Raw genomic sequence first — 22,411 nt, 5'->3', positions numbered from 1 at the left:
ATATTTTTAGCGGACAAAAAAATAAGTTGAAATCACTACATAAAGCAACCATTAATACACTGAAATGAAACAAATTATATTTACATTATTCGTTTGTGGTCTTAGTTTTTTGACCTCTTGTTATTCCGTTAGATTACGGAACGTTAATGGAGCTCCTCAACCAGATCCTTTCTCAAATAGAGAGGATTATTATCGGGGAATGGCTGTTGTTGAAATAGACACCGTAATTACTATAAATTTGGCCTCCAAAGATTTTACGTATCTCATTAAAGAACAGGATGGCTGTGAATCTGGGAAACTAAATATTATAGAGTATCGCAATACGTTTGGCGGTATATTACTTAGCGCAATAACTTTTGGGAAGAAGAGAAAAGTGAAAGTAAAATATGTTTGTCAAAAACTTTAAAACTTGACCAGTATGGCTACCACAAAAATAAAGCAATTAAACGAGTGGAATACCTTACATAGTAACGGTCCTTTCCCTTTAAAAATTTTGTACCAAACAAAATTAGAAGGAGAAAGAGTAATGCCCAGTAAAATTGAACGTTATAATGACGCAGCACTTGAAATACAACGTTTAATAAAAGAAACTAAACACGCTGGAGAAGGGTTTCGTGCCTATGGATCTGCTTGGTCTATGAATAATATTGCCAGTAATAAGGATAGAATGCATTTTAATGGATTTATGAACATTTCGATGCCGATACATGCCAACGAGTGTCATCAAGAAAACACTTATGATCCCACAAACCTGTTCTTATTTGAATGTGGTAATACCATCAAAGAAATTTCTGAAACCTTAGCAGAACACGGAAAATCGCTTAAAACAAGTGGCGCCAGCAATGGCCAGACAATTGCCGGATGTGTTTCAACAGGTGTTCATGGCTCAGGAATTGATAGTGGATCTGTACAAGATTATGTTGTTGGTCTTAATCTTATCATAGGACCCAATACAGAGGATAATATATTTTTAGAACCAAAATCTAAACCAGTTTTACTTGATAATTTTGTGAACTCCTTAAATTCCAGAGTCATCAGGGATGACGATTTATTTCATGCGGCTTTAGTTGGATTGGGTAGCTTTGGATTTATTCATGGAGTCGTAGTAGAGGCAGAACCGGTTTTTCTACTAAAAAGATACGTAAAAAAAATAGATAAAAATTTAGCCTTCGAACTCGCTAACACAATGGATTTCAAAAATTCGGCGTTTGTTATTCCTGGAGAAAGTAATGCACAGGGAAAAGCCAATCGCCCTTTTCATTTTAAAATATTTATAAATCAGTATAGTGATGATTCGGATTGCGTAGTCGAAGTTATGTATAAGAAACCTTATCAAAAAAATTATCCTGATCCGTTTCCTGTTATTAAAGAATCACTCTATAGGGATTTAATCTATCTTTTTGTAAGACTAGCCGAAAATTGCCCTAAAAGTATTCCATGGTTAGTCAAAAGGTTAGGAAATACAATTCTGCCCGAGGAACAAAAAGAAACCACAGGAATGCTTAAAGAAATTTTTTGGGACGCACCTTATCAGGGACCGGCATTTGCTTGTTCATTTGGCATTCATCACCGAAATTCTGAAAAAGCAATGAATCTTCTTAGCAAATTAACACGGGAAGAAGGACCAATACCAGGAATTTTTGCATTACGTTTTGTAAAAGGAACAAAGGCAACTCTTGGCTTTACCAAATTTCCAATTACCTGTGTAATTGAGATTGATGGTTTATTATGGAAAAAAACAAGGAAAATCATGAGTTTAGAAGAATATTCTAAACGAATGATAGCAGTATTAAAAGAAAATAATATTCCTTTTACCATTCATTGGGGAAAAAATAGCTATTGGAAATTTCCAGGATTGGTCAATCATATGTACGGTGGGAGTTCTGACAAATGGGTAGAGGAACGAAAAAAATTACTATCATCAGAAATGCAAGATATGTTTACAAATAAATTTATACGTATTGTTGGTTTAGATTAAATTCAAAATACATACAAATTCTTTTCTATAAATCCATATATTAAAAATTAGTCCAAGGGGCGTCTTGTAGGTTTATGAATGTATAAAGAGGCAATCAGGAATAAGTAAATGAAAAATCAAATTTTGCGTATATACTAGTAAGTATACAAAGATACAATCGTTTCTATTTAAATGTATGACGCTGTTCTGCTGTTGAAGAAGCGTTGAGTAGTTGGTTATATGTTCGGATACTATTAAAGTTTTTTGTTATTTCATCGGATACAGCAATGCCTGATATTCCTGTTTCTAGTAAGGCAGTTGCCTCATCAATACTTATACGTCCCATCCCAATAATGGGAGTCTCAGAATGTAACGCTTTGGTAATGTCAGCGAATCCTTTAACATCTAGTTCCTGAGCAGGATTACTCTTAGTTGCTAAGGAGCTAAAGGGAGCTAAAACTATATAATCAACATCTTCATCTAGTAACAATTGGCAAGTTTGTAAAGTATTTGCCGCTGCACCAATACTTTGCCAGGAATATAGATGCTTCCTGACTTTAGAAGGGTAGGAGGTTTCTCTTTCCAAATAGATACCATCTGCTGCTACCTCTTTTGCTATGTTATACTTATCTGTGATGATTAATCTGGTCTGAAAATGAGCTGTAATTTCTCTAGCTTCTTTGGCGAGCTTCAAAAACTTTTTATCCGATATAGTGTCTATCCCCAGTCGAACTAACTCTATTCCGGAGGTACACGCCTTTTGAATGTTTTCCAGATGTTCTTTGGAAGTATTTCCCTGCGTTATATAATGTAGCTTAGGTATGATCATCTGGTTGTTTTAGTATGTATAATAGGCGTAACTTGTTTAAATTCTGTGATAATCTTTATACAGCCACTATCTTAGCGTATTCCATAAAGCTGGATTCAAAGCGTTTTAGTTTAGGATCTATCTTCTCTGAGTATAGTACAAACTGACATTTTTTAATACTTTGTGTTATCGAGATAAGCGCTGTATACGATGAATTTTCCACTAAAAATTCAGCATCATCAATACTGCAAATTTTTAACTGAGAGATGCTTACCCCATTAAATAAAAGCAATTTTTTAAGCATTTGCGGAGTGGCAATAAGAATGTCTACACCTTCAAATATTTCTGATTTCAGTAAGTCAACGTGTTGTTGTTCATCAGCGTAATAAACACGTAAGGAGGTGTGTCTGCAATATTTCCGAAAAATTTCAAACATTTCTGAAGCTTTCTCAGCGTTCTCTACCAAAACGATAGCTCTCGGTGCATTACCTACAGCTTCGCATTTTAATTTCTGTAAAGTAGTCAGCACAAGAGTAGTTGTTTTACCGCTCCCTTCTGGTGCCGTGCAATAGACATTTGTACCACTTTTTATAACAGGTATACTTTGAGTTTGAAAAGAAGTAGGAGTTACAATTTCTAGTGCTACAAGCTTTTCTTTTATATCAGAATGTAATTTTTTAAAAGGCATAGAATCAATAGAGATGATATGAGTGTTATGTGTATTATTTGTACGAATCAATTGATACAGGGCAAATATACCACCAAGAATTGAAATATGTTAGTGAATTGTTTTTTCTATCTTTTTATAAAATCTAATAAATTTAGATATAACGCAGATTTTGAATCAAAACCAGACAAAAACCAAGTAAACTATATTTTATGCAACCGGTTTTCAAAATACTGACAGAACTTTCAAAAGTAATAAAACAATTCAATTTAAATATCAATAGGTAAGGAGGTTCCATCGGTGTCCCCTTTTATTTGAGAGGTTGTGAATTTATGACAGCTGCCCTGCGTTTGGGTGGGTGGAGCATTACCGCAATCTATAGCGACAAAGGTATAGCTATGATTATCGCTTAAATTAATGACCTTTGGAGATCCAACCGGACATCCCGATCCTTGCCATTGGCTGTTTAAAGTTCCGTGATCCTTCCAAACACCATCATTAACGGTATGATCAAGTGTCCACAAGCGTACAGATTTTTTATTACTATGACAATTAGTAACAACTAGTTTGCTGATGCCCACGGCTGGGATTGGGGTTGCAGGAGGTGTTTCGTCAAATGTTGGTTTTTGACATTCGCCATCGCTAAATGTCACATTTTGCGCTACCCACTTGCTGTGGCCTCTCACCTTAAAACAATGTTCTTTTGTCTTTGCCGAGGTAGTACTTTTTATATTAAACGTATGACTTGTTTTATTTGATGCCAATGCAATTGGATCATACTCCGAGCTACTACCACCATCAATTAGGATGTATTGTTTTGTTAGGTCTGAAGTATTTGAGTTGGTCCACGACAATGTTCCTTTTATTTTTTGAACAAAGTGCCATCTCCAAGGCTTATACCATGGTTTTTGAACATACTTTTCTTCCCACTCAAAATTAGAAAGGGTAAGATTTGTAGCTGCTTTAGGCTTCGTTTTTATAATTCTCCATTTTTGAATATCGTTTCCGGTAAAGGAGCTTAGTACCAGCGTCCCCCCGGAATTAAAATCTACCGGTTCAACGACCCTTTTATCTGTAAAGTGAGCACTCTGAATAAAATACGTATCCGCTTGACCAGCAACGGGAATAAGTCTCCATAGTTGTTTGGGTGCTTCCACTGAAGTAATCGAAAGATCATTGATGACGTTGGTAGGAGCGTTGTCAAAGGCTCGTTTTGACTCAATAGAGAAAACAAAATTCTTAAATGTTTTTTTATCGCTTACCATACGATCATCGGTTGCAACCATCTCACTTGTGGGTGATACTAACAAATCAGGACTGCTAGCCCCAGAACTGGGAGGTACATTAACCTCAGTACCCAAAACTACTAAGGGAGGTGTTTTAACAGATACGTAAAAATCGGAACTTAAACCACTGTTATCGTATGCCATCATGTAGCGTGCATCATCCCCAAAACTATCCGGAATATTAGTTGAACTAAATCGAAATAATTGCGCCCTGCCATGATTTAGTGAAAAAGGCCACACCGTGGTTCCATTTGCTTTGACATCTCCTTGCACATCCATGACAAGGCCCGTTTTGACATTCTCAATATAGACCCATCCGGAATTCCAGTTTTGTGAAAATGAGTGCGTGGATACTAAAAATAACAATAGGAGTAGGTAATGGGCATTCGAAACTAATGGATTCGTTTTCATTCTTTGTTTTTTTGAGATTATCAAGTAATCAAAGAACTAGCAATTAAAAAGAAGTATCAATAGGTAAACCACTAAGTCTGTAAGGGAGTATTACCCTATTATTAGCTATAATTCTGTTTTATAACGTGTCAAAAGGTGAAACACCCACCATAAAAGAATTAAAACTATCAACCAAAAACTAACTATTATCGATTCTGTAGAGGATACGGCTGTATAATGACAAAAAAATAGTAAGCGAATTTAAATTGAGACAAAGTCTTTGTGGATTAAACCGTACAGGGAAATTAAATTATTCTGTTGATTCTTAAATAATTGAAAATAATTGTATTTATCTTTTTATTGTTTTACATTTAACAAAGTGCCTTGTTTAATTTTTACTTTTCGAGAAAAACGTAGCTCGATATGATGTTAAGCTGGAGGTATCTTAATTATCTAATTTTTTTTAACTCACACACAATTATTCTTATGAAAAACGCTTATAAAAATCCTCTTCGAGTCATCGGAGTTGGAATCGTACTCAGCACCTTTTTGTTTACAGCTTGTTCCGATGAAATTTCGGAAACCGATACATTACAGGAATCTGATGCTAAAGAGCTTGAAATCAGCCTAAAAACCTATACGGATGATCCCATTATTATTAAAGATTTAGGTCCTGAAGCTTTGAAAGCCACCGAGGCACCCGGTGTAGATAGAGGACGTTTCAATATAACTTTGAAGTACCTTTTACCTCCAACAGATAGACAAATTGAAGTTTTTGAAGCTGCTGCTGCAAGATGGGAACGTATTATCATAAAAGACGTACCTTCATTTACGGGTACGCTACCTTCAGCTTTTAACGGATTTCCTCCGCTGGTCGATGAAGGGACGGTTGATGATATTATTATTGAAGTAGCATTAGCTCCTATTGACGGACCCGGGAATGTTCTTGGACAAGCAGGACCTCGATTCGTGCGTACCGATGATTTTTTGACATTGTCCGGAGTAATGTTCTTCGATGTGGCTGATCTTGACTTTTTAGAACAATTGGATTTGTTTGAAGAAGTAATTGTTCATGAAATGGGTCACGTTTTGGGTGTTGGTACGCTTTGGAACGTAGCTCCATTTGGTTTTGACAGAACTTTACGTGGAGGAACCGATAGTAATCCATATTTCTTAGGGAGAAAAGCAAATGTGTTCTGGAATGCCGAGGGAGGAACGGAAGAATTACCGATCGAAGGTGATTTTGGACCCGGTACAGCTTTGGGCCATTGGGATGAGGCTGCTCTTAATAATGAGTTGATGACAGGCTTCTTAAACCTAGGAGAAAATCCTCTCAGTAGAATTACTGCTGGCTCTATGAAGGACCTAGGCTACGGTGCGGCTTCTGTCGGAGAATCATATGATTTGCCCAGAGGAACACCTGGTGTGGTCGCTGGGGATACAGAACAAGGTATTGACATTGCGAGTAGAGAAGTGTTGCTCCAACCTATCGGTTTTGTAACGTCTGGAGAATAATAAGTAGGATACAAGAATGTTTTTTTAAGGGCCTGTAGCTAGAAAATTGATTCTAGCTACAGGCTCTTTCCGTGCATATGTGTTAATTTGTAATATATCTAATAATGTAACAATTCAAATACAGAGTACGACGCTTCAACAAAGTATGCTTTTAATTTGTTGTAAATCCTAAGATATTTGAGCGGCTAACCACCGCTTTTTTTTGGTTTGCATGCCATCCTAATAATACCGTTATTAGCATTCATGCCTTATATAAAACGGTTACTTTGAAATAAGAATCAAAAGAGTGTTGTTAGCATTTTGAAGTTTTATGTACTTTATAAAGTACATTTAGATATTCTCAGCGTAAACGGAGTATACTTTTAATCAACTAACATTTATGCAATTATTCAATAAACAGAAACGTATCCATTATTTAGGGTTCAATGACAGTTGGTTTTCTGTGCTAGGTATTTTATTTCTAAGTTTCGTAACCAACTATTTATTTAACAATCCATCCGAGAGGCCGTCGATAGAACTGGTATTGATAGGCTGGTTTGCTTCCTTGTTATTTACAATTATAGATTGGTTAATTATAAGATATATTCTGATTTTTCTACGAAAAAAATACCCGAGTTTTAAAGATGATTTAAAACGTATTTTACTTCTTATTTTTGCCATTATCAGTGTAATACTTTTAGTCGATTTAATAGGGGGGTTTTTGATGGCAAAATTTTTTAGTCTATTGGGTTTCAATTCCAATCATTATGTAAATATAAAAGTTCTGTTACCTATTATTCTGATCACAATTATGACCATGGCAATCTATGAAGCTGTTTATTATTATGTCAGACTTAAAAAATCAATTAGAGATGAGGAGCATACTAAACAACTGATGATACAAGCACAGTTAGATACTTTGAGAAATCAGGTGCAGCCCCACTTTCTTTTCAATAGTTTAAACACCTTACGAGATATTATTGAGCAAGATACTAAGGCAGATGCAAAGGATTTTGTTGACAATTTATCCGGTATATATCGTTTTATTATAGAGTTTGGTGATTCCCATTTAATTACCTTAAATAAAGAGTTACAATTTGCCAAAGCCTATATAAACATCCAATTAGAAAGATTTGGACATAACCTACAACTGGATTGGACTATTCCTGAAGATAAGCACTCACTACTGATCGTACCTATGAGTTTACAACTTTTGCTTGAAAATGCTATTAAACACAATATCGTTTCTGCAAGTAAGCCCTTGTTAATCAAAATAACCGTTACAACCGATACCTTAGTTGTTCGTAACAAAATTAAAGTAAAATCAACCCAAACTCCGTCCACAAAAACTGGACTAAAGAATATTAAAAAACGGTATCAACTTATATCTAATAAAACACCCGTCATCAAAAATGATGGAGCGCAATTTACAGTTGCTCTTCCCTTATTACAACCACTAAAAGAAAGGTCATGAATATACTAATCGTAGAAGATGAACCCCGTGCTGCCAATCAATTACAAAATTTGCTAAGCAACAGTGTTCTTGATTTTGAAATACTAATAATTATCGATTCTGTAGAAGATGCGGTTACATGGTTTCAAAAAAATACGACGCCGGATTTAGTATTTATGGACATTCAACTGGCAGATGGTTTAAGTTTTGAAATTTTTCAAAAAATAGAAGTGACTGTACCTATTATTTTTACTACCGCTTTTGATCAATACGCCATCGAAGCATTCAAAGTAAATAGTATTGACTATTTATTAAAACCTATTAAACAAAATGACTTAGACGCCGCCTTAGACAAGTTTTCAAAAACTAAAATAGTTTCAAATTTTATAGAACCCACTATTTTAAAAGAACTTTTGAATAGCATGCAAACCCCACAAAAACGTTCAGGAATATTAGTAAAAGAGGGGAGTGGCTTCGTACAAATTAGGGTATCAGAACTTTTATATGTGTATTCACAAGATAGCATCACTTTTGGCGTGACCCATAGCAAACGCTACATCATAGATGAGACGGTAGATCAATTGTTTAGTTCCTTAGATACTACTAAGTTTTACAGAATTAACAGAGGTCAGATAATCTCTAAATTTTCAATTCAGAAAATAGAATCATATTTCAATCATCGCGTAAAGTTATCATTGACAAATCCCCGTGATCAGGAATTTATTGTTAGTCGACAAAAAACCAGCGATTTTAAAGACTGGCTAAATAGGTAATACCAATATATACATAAGAAGCCTGCGATGTTTCAACAAACAAAACCTACGTTTCAACGTAAAGTACTACTATTGAAAGGGAAATGAAACCATATTTGTGATGTAATTAATAACTAAAAATTATATCATGAAATTAAAACTCACACTACTAGCCCTTTTATTTACTGTTAGAATACTTTCTTCACAATCGAATAAAAACACGCATCACTACCAGCAAATAGTAGAGCAAACTGATGATATCTATGATATCCTAGTTAAGGTTAGAAGAGATTTTCATGTGAATCCAGAAATTTCTAAGCAAGAGAAAAGAACTTCCAAAATAGTTGCTGAATATTTAAGAGATTTAGGTTTGGAAGTAAAAACAAATATAGGAGGAAATGGGGTGGTAGGAATTTTGGAAGGAGACAAAAAAGGTCAAAAAATTGCATGGCGAGCCGATATGGATGCTATAAAAACAGATGAACCAGATGTCGTTAGCTTTGCGTCAAAAAACAAAGGAATAAGACATATTTGTGGCCATGACATACATACAACAATTGGCTTAGGAATAGCTAACGTTCTATCCCAACAAAAAGAAAATTTGGAGGGTACCGTCTATTTTATTTTCCAACCAGCAGAAGAAACTTTCACTGGAGCAAAAGACATGATTGCAGATGGTCTTTTTGACATGATTAAGCCAGATGAAATTTATGGATTGCATATTGGCCCAGAAGCAGCAGGAACCATTAATTATAAAAGTAATGAATTGTTTGCCTACACAAAAACACTTAATGTGAAATTCAAACCTAATGCAGATGAAAAAGAATTAGAAAACTTTATGAATAGTATATTAAAAGGTTATGTTCGTAATATTTCACAAGACGGATCACCTTGGGATATCATAAATAAGATTTCAGATCCTACAATAGGGTTGGCAAACAAAGAAACAATTTTTAAAGATTACTTTATTTTACAAGGAGCAAGGCTTCATAAAGATGCCGATAAGTCGGTTACTTCTTATAATGCTAGTTTCCTTGAAACTGACATAAGACAAGTAAATAGCTTACCTATTAAAATAAAAAGGCAACTCCTTAATTCTGAATTTAAAGACGCTTTTATCTCCATCGGATATTCAAAAGATTATGCCGGAAGCCCCATGAACAATCCTAACCTCACAAAAATTGCAGCACAAACAATTGCAAGTTTTTATAACAAAGAAATGATTAAACCACTCTATGGACAAGTTCCTTATTTTGGGGAAGATTTTATGTTCTATCAACAAAAAGTACCAGGAGTATTCTTCTTTCTTGGAGGATCTAACAGTGAAAAAGGTATAAACGCTATGCCGCATTCACCAAACTTTGCTGTGGACGAAAAAACAATAAAATATGGAGTACAATGTTTTGCTTCCTTAATTTTTGAACGTGTAAATAATGGAGAAATAAAATAAAAGAAGTTTCTAAAACCTCTTATTTGAAAAGATCTAAACTCATAACAATTAATCAAAATTATCATGAAGAATATACTTATCATTTTCAGTCTTTTATTTTTCTTTCATTTATCAGCGCAGAAATCCATAAGTGCAAAGCAATGGCAAGAAGATCTCCGGTTTTTACAAAATACCCTACATAAAGACTATGCATCTCTTTTTGTAAAAACTACTAAAGAAGATTTTGACACTCAAGTGGAAGCGCTTTATAAAGATATTCCCAATTTAGAAGAACACGAAATTCGGGTGGGCTTGGCGCGCATTGTTTCTCAATTTAAGTATGGTCATACACAAATCCCCTATGGCACAAAGGGCAGAAGCGGAATTTTACCTCTAAACCTGTATCATTTTAATGAGGGTATCTATATTGAAGGTGTTCATAAAGGTACAAAAAAGCTTTGGGCGCAAAAGTTTTGAAGGTAGGTGAGACACCTATAGACAAAGCTTTAGAACTTATACATCCTGTAGTCCCTATAGAAAACGAACAGTATTTTAAAGCCTATGGGCTTCGATTTCTACTGTCGCCAGAGGTACTACATGCACAAGGCATCATCCCTGAACTTTCAGAAAACGTGACACTTACATTAGAAAAAGAGGGAAAAGTTTATGAGCATGTGTTTGAAACCATCCCTGTCAAAGATAAGCCAAAGGCCTTCAATTTTACACTCCCGACTGCGCAGTGGCTCACCGCTCGTAATACAGATACCACCCCGTTATATTTAAAACATTTTGAAGATAAACTGTACTATTTTGAATATTTAGAAGATATAAAAACCCTCTATGTTAGACAAAGCTCTGTATTTGATGATGCTAACGAAACTCTTGAGCAGTTTTATGACCGAATGTTCGAATTTATTGATAAACACAGTATAGAAAAGTTAGTCTACGATGTTCGTCTTAATGGCGGGGGTAACAATTACAACAATCTCCCGTTAATAAAAGGACTATTAGCAAGACCAAAGATCAATAAAAAGGGAAGCTTCTATTTTATTATTGGACGCGATACGTTTTCGGCATGTCAGAATTTAACTAATGAAATTACCCGATATACTGAGGCTATTTTGGTGGGTGAACCGACTTCAGAAAATGTGAATTTTTACGGAGATGCACGACCGGTCCTATTACCAAATAGCAAAATTACAGCGTATCTATCCTATATATGGTGGCAAGATATGCCCGCTCTAGAAAATGCTAAATGGACAGCGCCCAGCATCCCGGTAACTATGAGTTTTAATGACTATAAACGTAATCAAGATCCTGTATTAGAAGCAGCGTTAACCTTTAATGCAAAGAATTTTGAGCCTAAGCCCATCGAATATATAACGGATCTATATCTATCCGGACAAACAGAAAAATTGGCAAACGAACTTCCTAAAATGGTACAAGATCCCCGCTATGCATTTTGCGACTTTGAAACAGAATTAAATAAAAAAGGAAACCTTTTATTGCAAACTGGAAATGCATCACAAGTTCAAGCTTCCATTCAAGTGTTTTCTATGATTGTACAACTCTTCCCAAATTCTGCAAGTACTTATAAAAATATGGGGGAAGCCTATATAGCATTACACGATACTGATAAAGCCAGAGAAGTACTCAGTAATGCGATTACATTAGATACGAATGGTAACATTGGCAAAGCTGCAAGAGCTATGTTGACGGAGTTGGATAAGTAGTTTTTAGTTACATATCCCAATTTTTTTGGATCTATGAACGTTCTTATTATAACTATGAACTAGGTCTAATCAAAAAGACATTAATCAATTATCCACTAATATTTTAGGGTAGTGTCCAAAAAACTGTGTAAAGCTCATTTTTACAAAACATTAAAAACACAAAAGGTTATCCCTAATGGATAACCTTTTGTAAATTTCAAAACATGTATTTATTTCAAACTTTCTAGTAATTTTTCTGCTACTAATTCAGATGAAGCCGGATTTTGACCAGTAATTAAATTTCCATCTTGAATAACATATGCTGTCCAATCGTCTTTTTTAGAGTAGATTCCTCCGTTTTCTGTCAACATATCTTCTACTAAAAATGGTACCACCTCTGTAAGTCCAACTGCTGCTTCTTCAGTATTTGTAAATCCGGTTACTTTCTTGCCTTTTACCAATGGATCTCCGTTTTCATCTTTGACATTTTTTAATGCTGCAGGTGCGTGACATACGAAGGCAATAGGCTTTTCTTGATTATTAAACTTTTCAATTAAAGCAATAGAAGTAGCATCACTTGCCAAATCCCATAATGGACCATGTCCTCCTGGGTAAAAGACCGCATCAAAATCGTCTGGATTCATATCAGCTAATACTTTTGTGTTTGCAATTCGCTCTTTTGCTTCAGCATCCTTATCAAAACGTTTGGTATATTTAGTTGCAGCATCTGATGCATCACTTCTAGGGTCTATTGGCGCAGCACTTCCTTTTGGTGTAGCAATCGTAATCGCTGCTCCTTTATCTAATAGGGTGTAATATGGATTTGCAAATTCTTCAACCCAAAATCCCGTTTTTTCTCCCGTATCTCCTAATTCATCATGAGATGTTAATACAAATAATATTTTCATTTCTTTTTGTAGTTCAACTTTTTTTTCTGACACTTTTTCAGAAGGTTTTTCATTGTTAGTGTTTTTACAACTTGATGCTGTAATAACGGTTAGCAGTAGTACTAAAACTTTTAATCGTTTCATAAGTAACGTGCGTTTAGAATTTATAATTTAATAAGCCATTTTTACAATTTTCTCAACATTTTCTGGTGCTAGGGACTGATGCTCACCTAATCCCAACCAACCACGCTCTGTAAAACGTTTTGAGATTTCTTCTGCTGTTCCTTCATACTCGTCGGTGTAGTCAGACAATTTAGTATCGATCCCCAAAGATTTGAAAAATTCGGTTGTTTTTTCGATAGCAGCATAGGCTTTATCGTCAACGCTTCCTTCTGTTATATTCCAGACGCGTTCCCCATATTGTGCTAATTTTTGTTTTTTAGCTTCAAAATTATATTTGTAATGACTTTCGGTCATAATGGCTAAAGTTCTTGCATGGTCTATACCATAGAGCGCCGTTAGTTCGTGTCCCATTGCGTGAATAGCCCAATCTGTTGGCACTCCTTTTTGGATTAATCCGTTTAGCGCCATGGTACAGCTCCACATAAAATTAGAAGCCGCTTTATAATCAAACGCATCTTGCAGTATCGTCGGAGCAATTTCAATTAATGTCTGCAAAATACTTTCGGCAAAACGATCTTGGAGTTTAGCATCCACTGAGTAGGTCATGTATTGTTCCAAAACGTGTGTAAAAGCATCGGCTAACCCATTTGCTAATTGACGTTGTGGAATTGATTTTACTACTTCAGGATCTAGAATTGAAAATTGAGGAAACAAACCAGGTCCACCCATAGCTAATTTCTCTTTGGTTTCTTTACGTGTAATTACAGCCCCAGAATTCATTTCAGAGCCCGTTGCCGGTAATGTGAGCACAGTTCCAAAAGGCATTCCATTTTCAGTTCTAATATTTTTAGCAAGAATATCCCAAGGCGTGTCTCCCTCATAAACAGCTGCGGCTGATAAAAACTTAGTTCCATCAATTACAGAACCGCCACCAACGGCTAGTAAATAGGTAATGTTTTGTTCCTTAATAACTTTTAAAGCATTCATTAACGTAGCGTATTCCGGATTTGCAGGAATCCCTCCAAACTCAGTAACGTCCACATTTGCTAATGCTATTTTTACCTGATCGTAAATACCATTCTTTTTGATACTTCCTCCACCATAAAGTAGCAATACTTTAGCATCTGCAGGAATTTCTTCTTTTAATCTCTCTATTGTATCCTTTCCAAAAATGATTTTAGTAGGATTTTTTAATTCAAAATTGTTCATCTTTTTCTTTTTTTTCGTTTAAAATCTACGCAACTATTCAATAACCGTCACTAATTCTTCGGTGCTTTTTCGAACCTTTTTTAGGTTTACTAACCAATCACTATCGGCATCTCTATACCCTAAAGGAAGCATTACAGCACTTCGCAAGCCTTTGGCTCTTAAATCTAAAATTTCATCTAATTTATCAGCATCAAAACCCTCTAGAGGTGTAGCATCCACACCCTCATAAGCTGCAGCAGTAATAGCTTGTGAAAACGCTATATAGGCTTGTTTAGCTGCATGATTATAGTTTACTTCTGCATCTTGTTGTGGATACATTTGTAATAATTGTTGACGGTAGTTTTCCCAACCTTCGTTTTTAAAACCTCGAATCTCGTTCGTCAAATCAAACATATAATTTATCCTGTCTTCTGTATAGGTGTCCCAAGCAGCAAATACGAGTAGGTGAGAGCAGTCGGTAATTACAGATTGATTCCAGGCTATGGGTCTAATTTTTTCTTTAATCTCTTGATTTTTGACCACTATTATTTCAAAAGGCTGTAATCCACTAGATGTCGGAGCTAAACGAGCAGCTTCAATAATATTGTCAATTTTATCTTGAGAAACTTTTTCTTTATTCATTGCTTTAGCAGCGTATCTCCAATTTAATTTATCTAATAATTCCATTTTTTGATTTTTATTTATTGCTATTTTTTTTCTTTGATAATAGATACGTAAGTGCTCCTGTTGACCACAACGACCAGATAATTAAAACGGGTTGAAAAATCAGTCTAATCAACCGTTTCCTATCCGTATTTAATCCAAAAGAGTCTATTTCGTTTACATATTGATTGATATTTCCAGGAAAAATCAGGATGTAAAATATTGCCAACAAAAGTCCTGTATTGATTTTAAATCTACCTCCGACAATCATTAGTATTCCAAAAACAATTTCTATCACACCAGAAGCCAATACAAGAAGGTCCATAAAAGCAGTATCTGTTGTTATCCAAGTGGGAACTTGCGCATAAAATGCAGTCCTAAGAAATGTGAGGTGTCCGATGCCGGCATAAAGCATGAAGGCACCTAATAAAATTCTAATAATGCTTTGAATGATACTTATGTTGGACGAGTCTTTTGTCATAATTCTTTTTTTACTTTTAGCGTTTAATACTGTCCCAAGCTGTTACAAAAGCTTCCTCGATATGATCATTTAATTGAAAGTGCCCCTGCTTTTGAGCCATCATTAGAAATGACAACGGATTTATGGAATAAGCATACAAAATTTGATCGGAAAAAGGCTTTATAATTCCATCCGCTTTACCACGTTTCCATAAGTCGAGTAGGGGCTGCAAGTGTTTAATACCTTCTTGTCTACTAGACTCATCAATCATAGGTGTATTATTACACTGATTTAAAAAAAATGAATATTCGCTTTCTTTACTATTAAATTCAGCTATACGTTTCCAAATGAGTTCAAAACCGTCCTTAATGGATATATTCTCGTTATAAGTTTTGAACACAAAATCTGTATATTTTGTTTTTACATCTAAATACGTTTGATTTACCAAGTCTTGTTTATTTTCAAAATACAGATAAATAGTCGCAGGTGAGACGTTGGCTATTTTTGCAATTTTACTCATAGCTGTAGCGTGAAACCCATTATTATTTACGAGTTCTATCGTTGCTTTAATAAGTGCGTTACGCTTATCTATACTTTTTTGAAGTTTAGCCATGATATCTTGCTTTGAAGTACAAAGGTATAGATAAAAATGAATGTTCATTCTTTTTTTAGAAAACTTTAATAATTGGTTTCAATTATGTCCATATTGTTAAGTAAACGGTATGATATAAAAAGGTTCACTCATAAACAATAGTAATCCAAATATTAATCCATGAGAATCGCGTATTTAAAATTTCTATCAAATAGTCCAGTTTATATTATTTATACGAGCATATTGGCTCCCTAAATGATCCAGCTAATGGCCACGAAGGTTTAGTATGTGTTAGGTCCTGTGTTGTGTATGTTCGACTTATAATTGGATAACGTTGCTTTAGCAAAAGCAATGTTTATCACTTATACAGTATCTTTAAAAGGTTTCTAACGAAATGTTTCCTTAAAAAAAGTAAAGCAGCACTCTTTATGCGAGTCTGTATCGAGCGGAGTCGAAATAACGTAAGAGGGAAGCTTAATGTGCATTATTTTGCTCAATTCAAATTTATTTAAAAAGTTGATTGATATTTATTTTATACAGTTTCCCTATGGGTACAACATGACCATGAATATAAATTCTATTTCCTTCAATACTATTTATATGCTTCTTTGCAACTGCAAATGATTTATGAACCTGAATAAAATCATTATCAGATAGCAATTGTATTGTATCAGATATTTTTTCACGGATAGTTATAGTGTCTTTAAGAGTAACAACTTTAGTGTAATTTCCGGCAGCTTCAATAAATAGTATACTATCTAAATCAACCTGAATATGACTATTATTTTGTTTTAGAAAAATGTACTTCTCTTCGAGCTTTATGATTCCTTTATTCTCTTTTTCTATTTTTTTGGAATTAGAAGCAGTTGCTTTATTTATAGCGCTCAAAAAGCGCTCAAAACTAAAAGGCTTTAATAAATAATCAATAACATTCAATTCATAACCTTCTATTGCGAATTCACTGTATGCTGTAGTTACAATAACTTTTGGCGGAGAGGTTAGCGTTCTTAAAAATTCAAACCCTTTTAATTTGGGCATGTTTAAATCCAAAAAAATAAGATCTACTTCATGTTTGTTTAAATAGCCTATAGCTTCTATAGCATCATAACAATTTCCTTTAAATTCTAAATTTGGTAGCATATCACAATACCCTTTTATAATATCATGTGCTATATATTCGTCATCAATAATTATATACGTAATCATTATAAGGTTATATTCAATTTAGCTTTATACATAGTATCCGTTTTAGAAATTATTAATTTATGATTTTTTGGATATACCAACTCTAACCTACGTTTTAAATTATTTAAACCAATACCTTTTTCATGCTTGTCTACAGAAGAATCAAAATTATTTTCTATTTCAAAACTAACTTCATTATTTAGGGCAAGTAAATTTATATGAACATAAGCATTCTTCCTTAAATTTTCTACGCCATGTTTAAATGCATTCTCTAAAAGAATAATAAAGAGAAGTGGCATGATTTCATAATCATTATCCTTTATTTTAATATTGAATTGTATATCAATTATTTTAAGATATCGCATTTTATGGAGTTCTATATAGTTTTCTAAATAGGTTACTTCTTCAGAAAGTAAAACAGTTTCTTTTTCACCCTCATAAATACTGTATCGCATCATATCAGATAATTGCAAAATTAATTCTTGCGCTTTCTCTGCATCTTTACCTACCAAGCCATAAAGGTTGTTAAGCATATTAAAAAAGAAATGAGGATTGACTTGACTTTTTAAATGCATTAATTCTGTTTTTGCTTTTTCATTCTTAAGTCTTATAATTGATTTTATCTGTAAAAAAATCCATCTACTTAATAAAAAGATAAGCAACATGAAATAAAAGAATGCTAAGACTCCAAAGAATTCATTGTCACCAAACTCATCATTAAAGATAAGTATGGTCAATGCGATTAGAATCAGTAGTGTCCACAATAGCCAATTAGGTATCCGTTTCATGTTTTTTTTTACTCAGTTGCAAGCTCAATGTTAGTCAATTAAAACACGGTAAACAAATGTGTTTATAAACGATAATATCAAAGGGATCAACAGCTCTTTAGCAGTGACAAAGTCCGTTTATATACTTCAACCCTTTGTATATCACGCTCAGCATTAAATGTATCACATATTATTTTCCGCAGCGACGATACCTTATAAGTTAGCGTCAAGTAATCAATCTAAAAACGATCAGAATGGAACTCATTATCGATAATTTGTCAAAAACCTATGCGAATGGTGTCAAGGCATTACAGAATATTTCGTTAGAAATACCAAAAGGGATGTTTGGGTTATTAGGACCGAACGGAGCCGGAAAATCTACTTTAATGCGAACCATCGCAACCTTACAAGAAGCAGACACCGGATCTGTTACACTAGGAGATATCGATGTTCTAAAACAAAAAAATGAGTTGCGACAGGTGCTGGGATATTTGCCACAGCAATTTGGTTTGTATCCTAAGCTATCTGCCGAAGTATTGCTTAATCATTTTGCCGTACTTAAAGGAATCACGCATAGAAATGAGCGTAAAGAATTAGTGAAAGCCTTGCTCTATAAAACCAATTTATACGAAGTACGAAAACAACAGTTAAAAGGTTTCTCGGGCGGAATGAAACAACGTTTTGGGATCGCACAAGCGTTATTGAGTAATCCAAAATTACTTATTGTTGATGAACCAACTGCAGGATTGGATCCTTTGGAACGGAACAGGTTTTATAATGTGCTAAGTGAATTAGGAGAGCAAACCGTTGTCATTTTATCTACACATATTGTTGATGATGTTAAAGAACTATGTACAAACATGGCGATTATCAATCAAGGACAAGTTAGCTTAAAGGGAAATCCATTGGAAATACTTGAGAACATGAAGGGGAAAGTCTATAAAAAGACAATAGCCAAAGAAGAATTAGAGCTTTACAAGGAAAATTATCAGGTAATTAGTGACAAGTTATTTCTGGGTAAACCCACCATTCATATCTTAAGTGATGAGCATCCGGGAGATGGTTTTTCTCTTATAAATGCCGAACTAGAAGATGTGTATTTCTCTGAGATATTCAATAAGACAAACTCTAAATCTAACTAAGTATGTGGTACAATATTTTTAAGTTTGAATTACAATACCGTCTTAAACGTCCGGATACGTATGTATTTTTTCTGTTTCTATTTCTATTTTCTATTGTTGGAGTAGACTTTATTTTTCAAGGTTCAGAATTAGGTCCGTTGAAAAAAAATTCCCCGCTTGTAATTGCGAAAACTATGGGCGCTATCACAGGTATATTTATGATATTGGCCTCCATGATTATGGGAGTTTCTGTATTGAGGGATTTTGAGTACAACATAGCATCCCTGGTATTTTCTACCCCCATTCGTAAAAAAGATTATCTATTCGGTCGATTTCTAGGATCGTTTGTTGTATTACTAGTTATTTTTTTCGGTATACTGTTCGGTATGATGCTTGGCGAATTTATGCCATGGCATCAGCCGGAGAATCTGTTAGCATTTAATGCAATTGTCTATCTAAAAACATTCCTGCTAGTAAGTTTGCCAACATTATTTTTTGGGGCCTGCTTATTTTTTGTCACAGGAGCATTGAGTAGAAATCTGGTTGTAGTCTATACACAAGGGATTATTCTGTTTGTAGTATTTATGCTGACAAAAGCCATCACGAATGATTTTTGGCAAGCCATTCTGGACCCATTCTCTTTAACGACTTCAACTTTTGCTACCGCGTCATGGTCAGCTGTAGAAAAGAGTACGCAAAGTATTCCTTTTACAGGAGTATTTATGTATAACAAGCTATTCTGGTTGTCTCTCGGACTCTTGGCGTTGCTATATGGTTTTAAGAGATTTGATTTTAATGTTGTAAACGATAAACGAACTAAAAGAAAGCAAGCTCGTACATTGACAAATAATACAATTGATATAGGGGCTGATGTAGACATTCCGGAAGCCAACAAGCACTATGGTTTCCTATCCAAATGGACGCAATTAAGACAATTCTCCTGGTTTTATTTTATAAGTATTTGTAAGCAACCTTCGTTTTGGGCAATTGTGATTTGTGGCATGATTATCATTCTCATTAACTCTGTAAACCTTGGAACTGTCTATGGAGTTGATAGTTATCCGGCAACATATTTTATTGTCGAGGAGCTTCAGGAGACCTCCATTTATTTCTTTATAATAATTCTCGTGTTTTATTCGGGAGAATTGGTATGGAAGGAGCGAGGCGCACAACTGAATCTAATTTATGACGCCACACCCATGTCAAGCTTTATCAAACTAGCTGGGAAATATGTCGGGTTAAACTTAGTTTATATAGTGTTAATGCTTTCTTTAATTAGTTCAGGAATTATATTTCAAACAGCAAGTGGGTACTACAAATATGAATTTCAGGTGTATTTTTATGGGTTCTTTCTTGAAATCTTACCGTTTTTGGCCTTATATACGTGTGTCGCTTTCTTTATTCAATCGGTTGTGAACCATAAGTTCGTTGGAGTTTTGCTGATGGTCATCTTCTTTATCATCAATGTAACCTTGGCCGTCTTTGGATTTGATCATGATTTATATCTCTTTGGAGGCAACTCCTTAGGTACATATTCTGACATGAATGGTTACGGTCATTTTTTAAAACCTTATCTCTTTATCAAATTGTACTGGTTGCTCTTCGGAATGTTATTAATTATCATAGCCTCGCTGGTATCCGTGAGAGGGATTGAAACTAACTTGATAAAACGAATTAGAGTGGGTCGATACAGGTTGAGCAAGTCACTTTTGTACCTTACGTGGGCGATAAGTGTAGCGTTTATAGCTGTTGGAAGTTTTATATTTTATAACACTAATATGGTAAACACTTACTGGACTGATGCTGAAACTACGGCTTTTAGAGTAACTTATGAAAAAGAACTCAAACAATTTGAATACATTCCGCAGCCTAAATTGATAGCAACTAATCTACATGTAGAAGTATATCCTTCTACACGGGAGTATACTGCGGAAGGTTACTATATCTTACAAAACACCACTGAGCAAGCTATTTCAGAGATACACATTCAAAAATTGATTGAAGACCATGTCAGCTTAGATAGTATAGCTCTGGAAACAGGTTTTACCGTGAATAATCAATATAAAAAGTTTGATTATACCATTTTCAATCTACATTCGGTCTTAAAACCTGGAGATTCTGTAAAAATGTATTTCAAACAACGATTTACTACAAAAGGTTTTGAAGCTGGAAACTCAAATGTGAATATTAATTACAACGGAACGTTTTTTAATAATTCAGATTTATTAACAATTGGTTACAATAGAAAATATGAATTGCAGGATAGTAGCGAACGGGAAACGTATAGTTTACCCATACGCCCCAATAAAGCAGCGATAGACGACATCCATGAGCTTAAGAATGCAATGTCCGGAGGGGATTCAAATGGAATTAGTTTTGAAATGACACTTGGCACCTCTGAGGAGCAAATAGCCTTGGCACCCGGTACCTTATTGCAGGAATGGACAGAAAACAACCGTAACTATTTTCATTATAAAATGGAAATTCCCATGCTTAATTTTTACTCCGTAGTGTCGGCTGAATATAAGATAAAAAAGGATACATGGATTGCTAATAGGGATGCATTGGCACAGCCTGTGGATCTGGAAATTTATTATCATAAAGAGCACCCGTATAATTTGGAGAGAATGATGACTTCTATGAAAGCGTCGTTAAGCTATTACAGTACAAATTTTAGTCCCTATCAATACCGGCAATTGCGCATTATGGAGTTTCCGCGGTATGCCAGGTTTGCCCAATCGTTTCCCGGTACCATCCCGTTTTCAGAAGCTATAGGCTTTGTTCTGGATATTGATGATCAACACGATGTAGACATGGCTTTTTATGTCACTGCGCATGAAATCGCACACCAATGGTTTGGGATGCAGGTAGCAGCGGCCAACGTAAAAGGGAAGCATTTTATTTTAGAAACCTTATCGCAATATGCCGCGATGATGGTTTTAAAACAAAAATATGGAGAGGAGAAGCTGCTTCAATTCTTAGCCGCTCAAGAAGAGGATTATAAAAAAGGTAACGATAGACATGGAGCAGAAGAACCCTCTCTTGCCTTGGTCGAGAATCAGGACTATGTGTATTATGCAAAAGGAGCCATTAACATGTATCAATTTCAAAAAGCTATAGGAGAGGAGCATGTGAATACAGCATTAAGACGTTTTCTTGAAGATTGGAATACCAGCAATGGTAAACTGAAACTGACAACAGATAGGTATGCAACCACCCGGGACTTACTGGATCATTTTAGAGAAGTTACCCCGGATTCACTTCAGTATTTAGTTACGGATTTATTTGAAAAAACCATACCTCCGGAACTGTAATTAATAATAAACTTGTACAATCAAATGCACTTTCATTTTCTATAAATACTATTAAGAATAATCCCTCTTAGTATAAGTAGATTTTTACTAAGAATTAAATCCTCTGTAATTTTTACAGAGGATTTTGCCATATTCATTTAGATAGCTCTATCTGATCAGATTT

20 protein-coding genes are annotated in these 22,411 nt (G+C 34.7%); 10 read left to right on the top strand and 10 right to left on the bottom strand.

Annotation, left to right across the window (positions count from 1 at the left end):
• The first annotated feature begins 64 nt into the window (after positions 1-64).
• Positions 65-406, top strand: coding sequence for a hypothetical protein (locus BD809_RS07095; protein WP_148782272.1), 342 nt, complete (start codon positions 65-67; stop codon positions 404-406).
• Between the two features lie 12 nt (positions 407-418).
• Positions 419-1,978 (top strand): FAD-binding protein, encoded by a 1,560-nt coding sequence (locus BD809_RS07090; RefSeq protein ID WP_148782271.1) that lies wholly within the window; start codon positions 419-421, stop codon positions 1,976-1,978.
• 163 nt (positions 1,979-2,141) lie between these two features.
• Here the strand turns inward: BD809_RS07090 and BD809_RS07085 are convergent, their stop codons facing one another.
• The 3 genes from BD809_RS07085 to BD809_RS07075 form a co-directional block, all read right to left on the bottom strand.
• Positions 2,142-2,786: a thiamine phosphate synthase gene (locus BD809_RS07085; protein ID WP_148782270.1), complete on the bottom strand. Its 645-nt coding sequence runs from the start codon at positions 2,784-2,786 to the stop codon at positions 2,142-2,144.
• Between the two features lie 55 nt (positions 2,787-2,841).
• Complete coding sequence (locus BD809_RS07080) at positions 2,842-3,504, bottom strand: DEAD/DEAH box helicase (RefSeq protein WP_246131451.1); 663 nt, start codon at positions 3,502-3,504, stop codon at positions 2,842-2,844.
• A 197-nt stretch (positions 3,505-3,701) separates the two neighbouring features.
• Positions 3,702-5,129 carry an RICIN domain-containing protein gene (locus BD809_RS07075; protein WP_148782269.1) on the bottom strand — a complete coding sequence of 476 codons (1,428 nt, stop codon included), beginning with the start codon at positions 5,127-5,129 and terminating at the stop codon, positions 3,702-3,704.
• A gap of 465 nt (positions 5,130-5,594) precedes the next feature.
• On the opposite strand from BD809_RS07075, the gene BD809_RS07070 reads away from it, so the two are divergent.
• The 6 genes from BD809_RS07070 (at position 5,595) to BD809_RS07045 (ending at position 11,969) form a co-directional block, all read left to right on the top strand.
• Entirely contained in the window at positions 5,595-6,623 is a 1,029-nt protein-coding gene (locus BD809_RS07070; RefSeq protein ID WP_170251783.1) for a leishmanolysin-related zinc metalloendopeptidase, read from the top strand.
• A gap of 703 nt (positions 6,624-7,326) precedes the next feature.
• A complete protein-coding gene (locus BD809_RS07065) occupies positions 7,327-8,076 on the top strand; it encodes a sensor histidine kinase (RefSeq protein ID WP_246131450.1) in 750 nt (249 codons plus the stop codon).
• Positions 8,073-8,828 (top strand): LytR/AlgR family response regulator transcription factor, encoded by a 756-nt coding sequence (locus BD809_RS07060; RefSeq protein WP_148782266.1) that lies wholly within the window; start codon positions 8,073-8,075, stop codon positions 8,826-8,828. Before BD809_RS07065 ends, BD809_RS07060 begins: the two co-directional genes overlap by 4 nt.
• A gap of 127 nt (positions 8,829-8,955) precedes the next feature.
• Positions 8,956-10,257, top strand: coding sequence for a M20 metallopeptidase family protein (locus tag BD809_RS07055; protein ID WP_148782265.1), 1,302 nt, complete (start codon positions 8,956-8,958; stop codon positions 10,255-10,257).
• Positions 10,258-10,320: 63 nt separating this feature from the next.
• On the top strand, positions 10,321-10,713 hold the full coding sequence (locus tag BD809_RS07050) for a hypothetical protein (RefSeq protein ID WP_148782264.1): 393 nt from the start codon (positions 10,321-10,323) through the stop codon (positions 10,711-10,713).
• On the top strand, positions 10,695-11,969 hold the full coding sequence (locus BD809_RS07045; protein WP_148782263.1) for a tetratricopeptide repeat protein: 1,275 nt from the start codon (positions 10,695-10,697) through the stop codon (positions 11,967-11,969). The genes BD809_RS07050 and BD809_RS07045 overlap by 19 nt, the downstream gene beginning before the upstream one ends.
• 209 nt (positions 11,970-12,178) lie before the next feature.
• Here the strand turns inward: BD809_RS07045 and BD809_RS07040 are convergent, their stop codons facing one another.
• From BD809_RS07040 to BD809_RS07010, 7 genes are all read right to left on the bottom strand, one after another.
• Entirely contained in the window at positions 12,179-12,979 is an 801-nt protein-coding gene (locus BD809_RS07040; RefSeq protein ID WP_211356699.1) for a type 1 glutamine amidotransferase domain-containing protein, read from the bottom strand.
• A gap of 27 nt (positions 12,980-13,006) precedes the next feature.
• The gene (locus tag BD809_RS07035) at positions 13,007-14,167 is read right to left on the bottom strand and encodes an iron-containing alcohol dehydrogenase (protein ID WP_148782262.1); all 1,161 of its coding nucleotides are present in this window, start codon (positions 14,165-14,167) and stop codon (positions 13,007-13,009) included.
• Positions 14,168-14,200: 33 nt separating this feature from the next.
• Positions 14,201-14,833, bottom strand: a complete 633-nt coding sequence (locus BD809_RS07030) for an NAD(P)H-dependent oxidoreductase (protein ID WP_148782261.1) — start codon at positions 14,831-14,833, stop codon at positions 14,201-14,203.
• Between the two features lie 10 nt (positions 14,834-14,843).
• Positions 14,844-15,290, bottom strand: a complete 447-nt coding sequence (locus tag BD809_RS07025; RefSeq protein WP_148782260.1) for a DoxX family protein — start codon at positions 15,288-15,290, stop codon at positions 14,844-14,846.
• Positions 15,291-15,306: 16 nt separating this feature from the next.
• Positions 15,307-15,882 carry a TetR/AcrR family transcriptional regulator gene (locus tag BD809_RS07020; protein ID WP_148782259.1) on the bottom strand — a complete coding sequence of 192 codons (576 nt, stop codon included), beginning with the start codon at positions 15,880-15,882 and terminating at the stop codon, positions 15,307-15,309.
• A gap of 483 nt (positions 15,883-16,365) precedes the next feature.
• Positions 16,366-17,067 (bottom strand): LytR/AlgR family response regulator transcription factor, encoded by a 702-nt coding sequence (locus BD809_RS07015; RefSeq protein WP_148782258.1) that lies wholly within the window; start codon positions 17,065-17,067, stop codon positions 16,366-16,368.
• Positions 17,067-17,834 carry a sensor histidine kinase gene (locus BD809_RS07010; protein WP_148782257.1) on the bottom strand — a complete coding sequence of 256 codons (768 nt, stop codon included), beginning with the start codon at positions 17,832-17,834 and terminating at the stop codon, positions 17,067-17,069. The genes BD809_RS07015 and BD809_RS07010 overlap by 1 nt, the downstream gene beginning before the upstream one ends.
• 233 nt (positions 17,835-18,067) lie before the next feature.
• Here BD809_RS07010 and BD809_RS07005 point away from each other — a divergent pair, with 233 nt between their 5' ends.
• A complete protein-coding gene (locus tag BD809_RS07005; RefSeq protein ID WP_148782256.1) occupies positions 18,068-18,955 on the top strand; it encodes an ABC transporter ATP-binding protein in 888 nt (295 codons plus the stop codon).
• A 2-nt stretch (positions 18,956-18,957) separates the two neighbouring features.
• Entirely contained in the window at positions 18,958-22,248 is a 3,291-nt protein-coding gene (locus BD809_RS07000; RefSeq protein WP_148782255.1) for an ABC transporter permease/M1 family aminopeptidase, read from the top strand.
• Positions 22,249-22,411: the final 163 nt, after the last annotated feature.

Origin of the sequence: Aquimarina intermedia (genome assembly GCF_008124785.1) — a bacterium.
Lineage (GTDB): Bacteria > Bacteroidota > Bacteroidia > Flavobacteriales > Flavobacteriaceae > Aquimarina > Aquimarina intermedia.
Note: the sequence above shows the minus strand (reverse complement) of the source record. Positions and strands in the feature narration are given on the sequence as shown.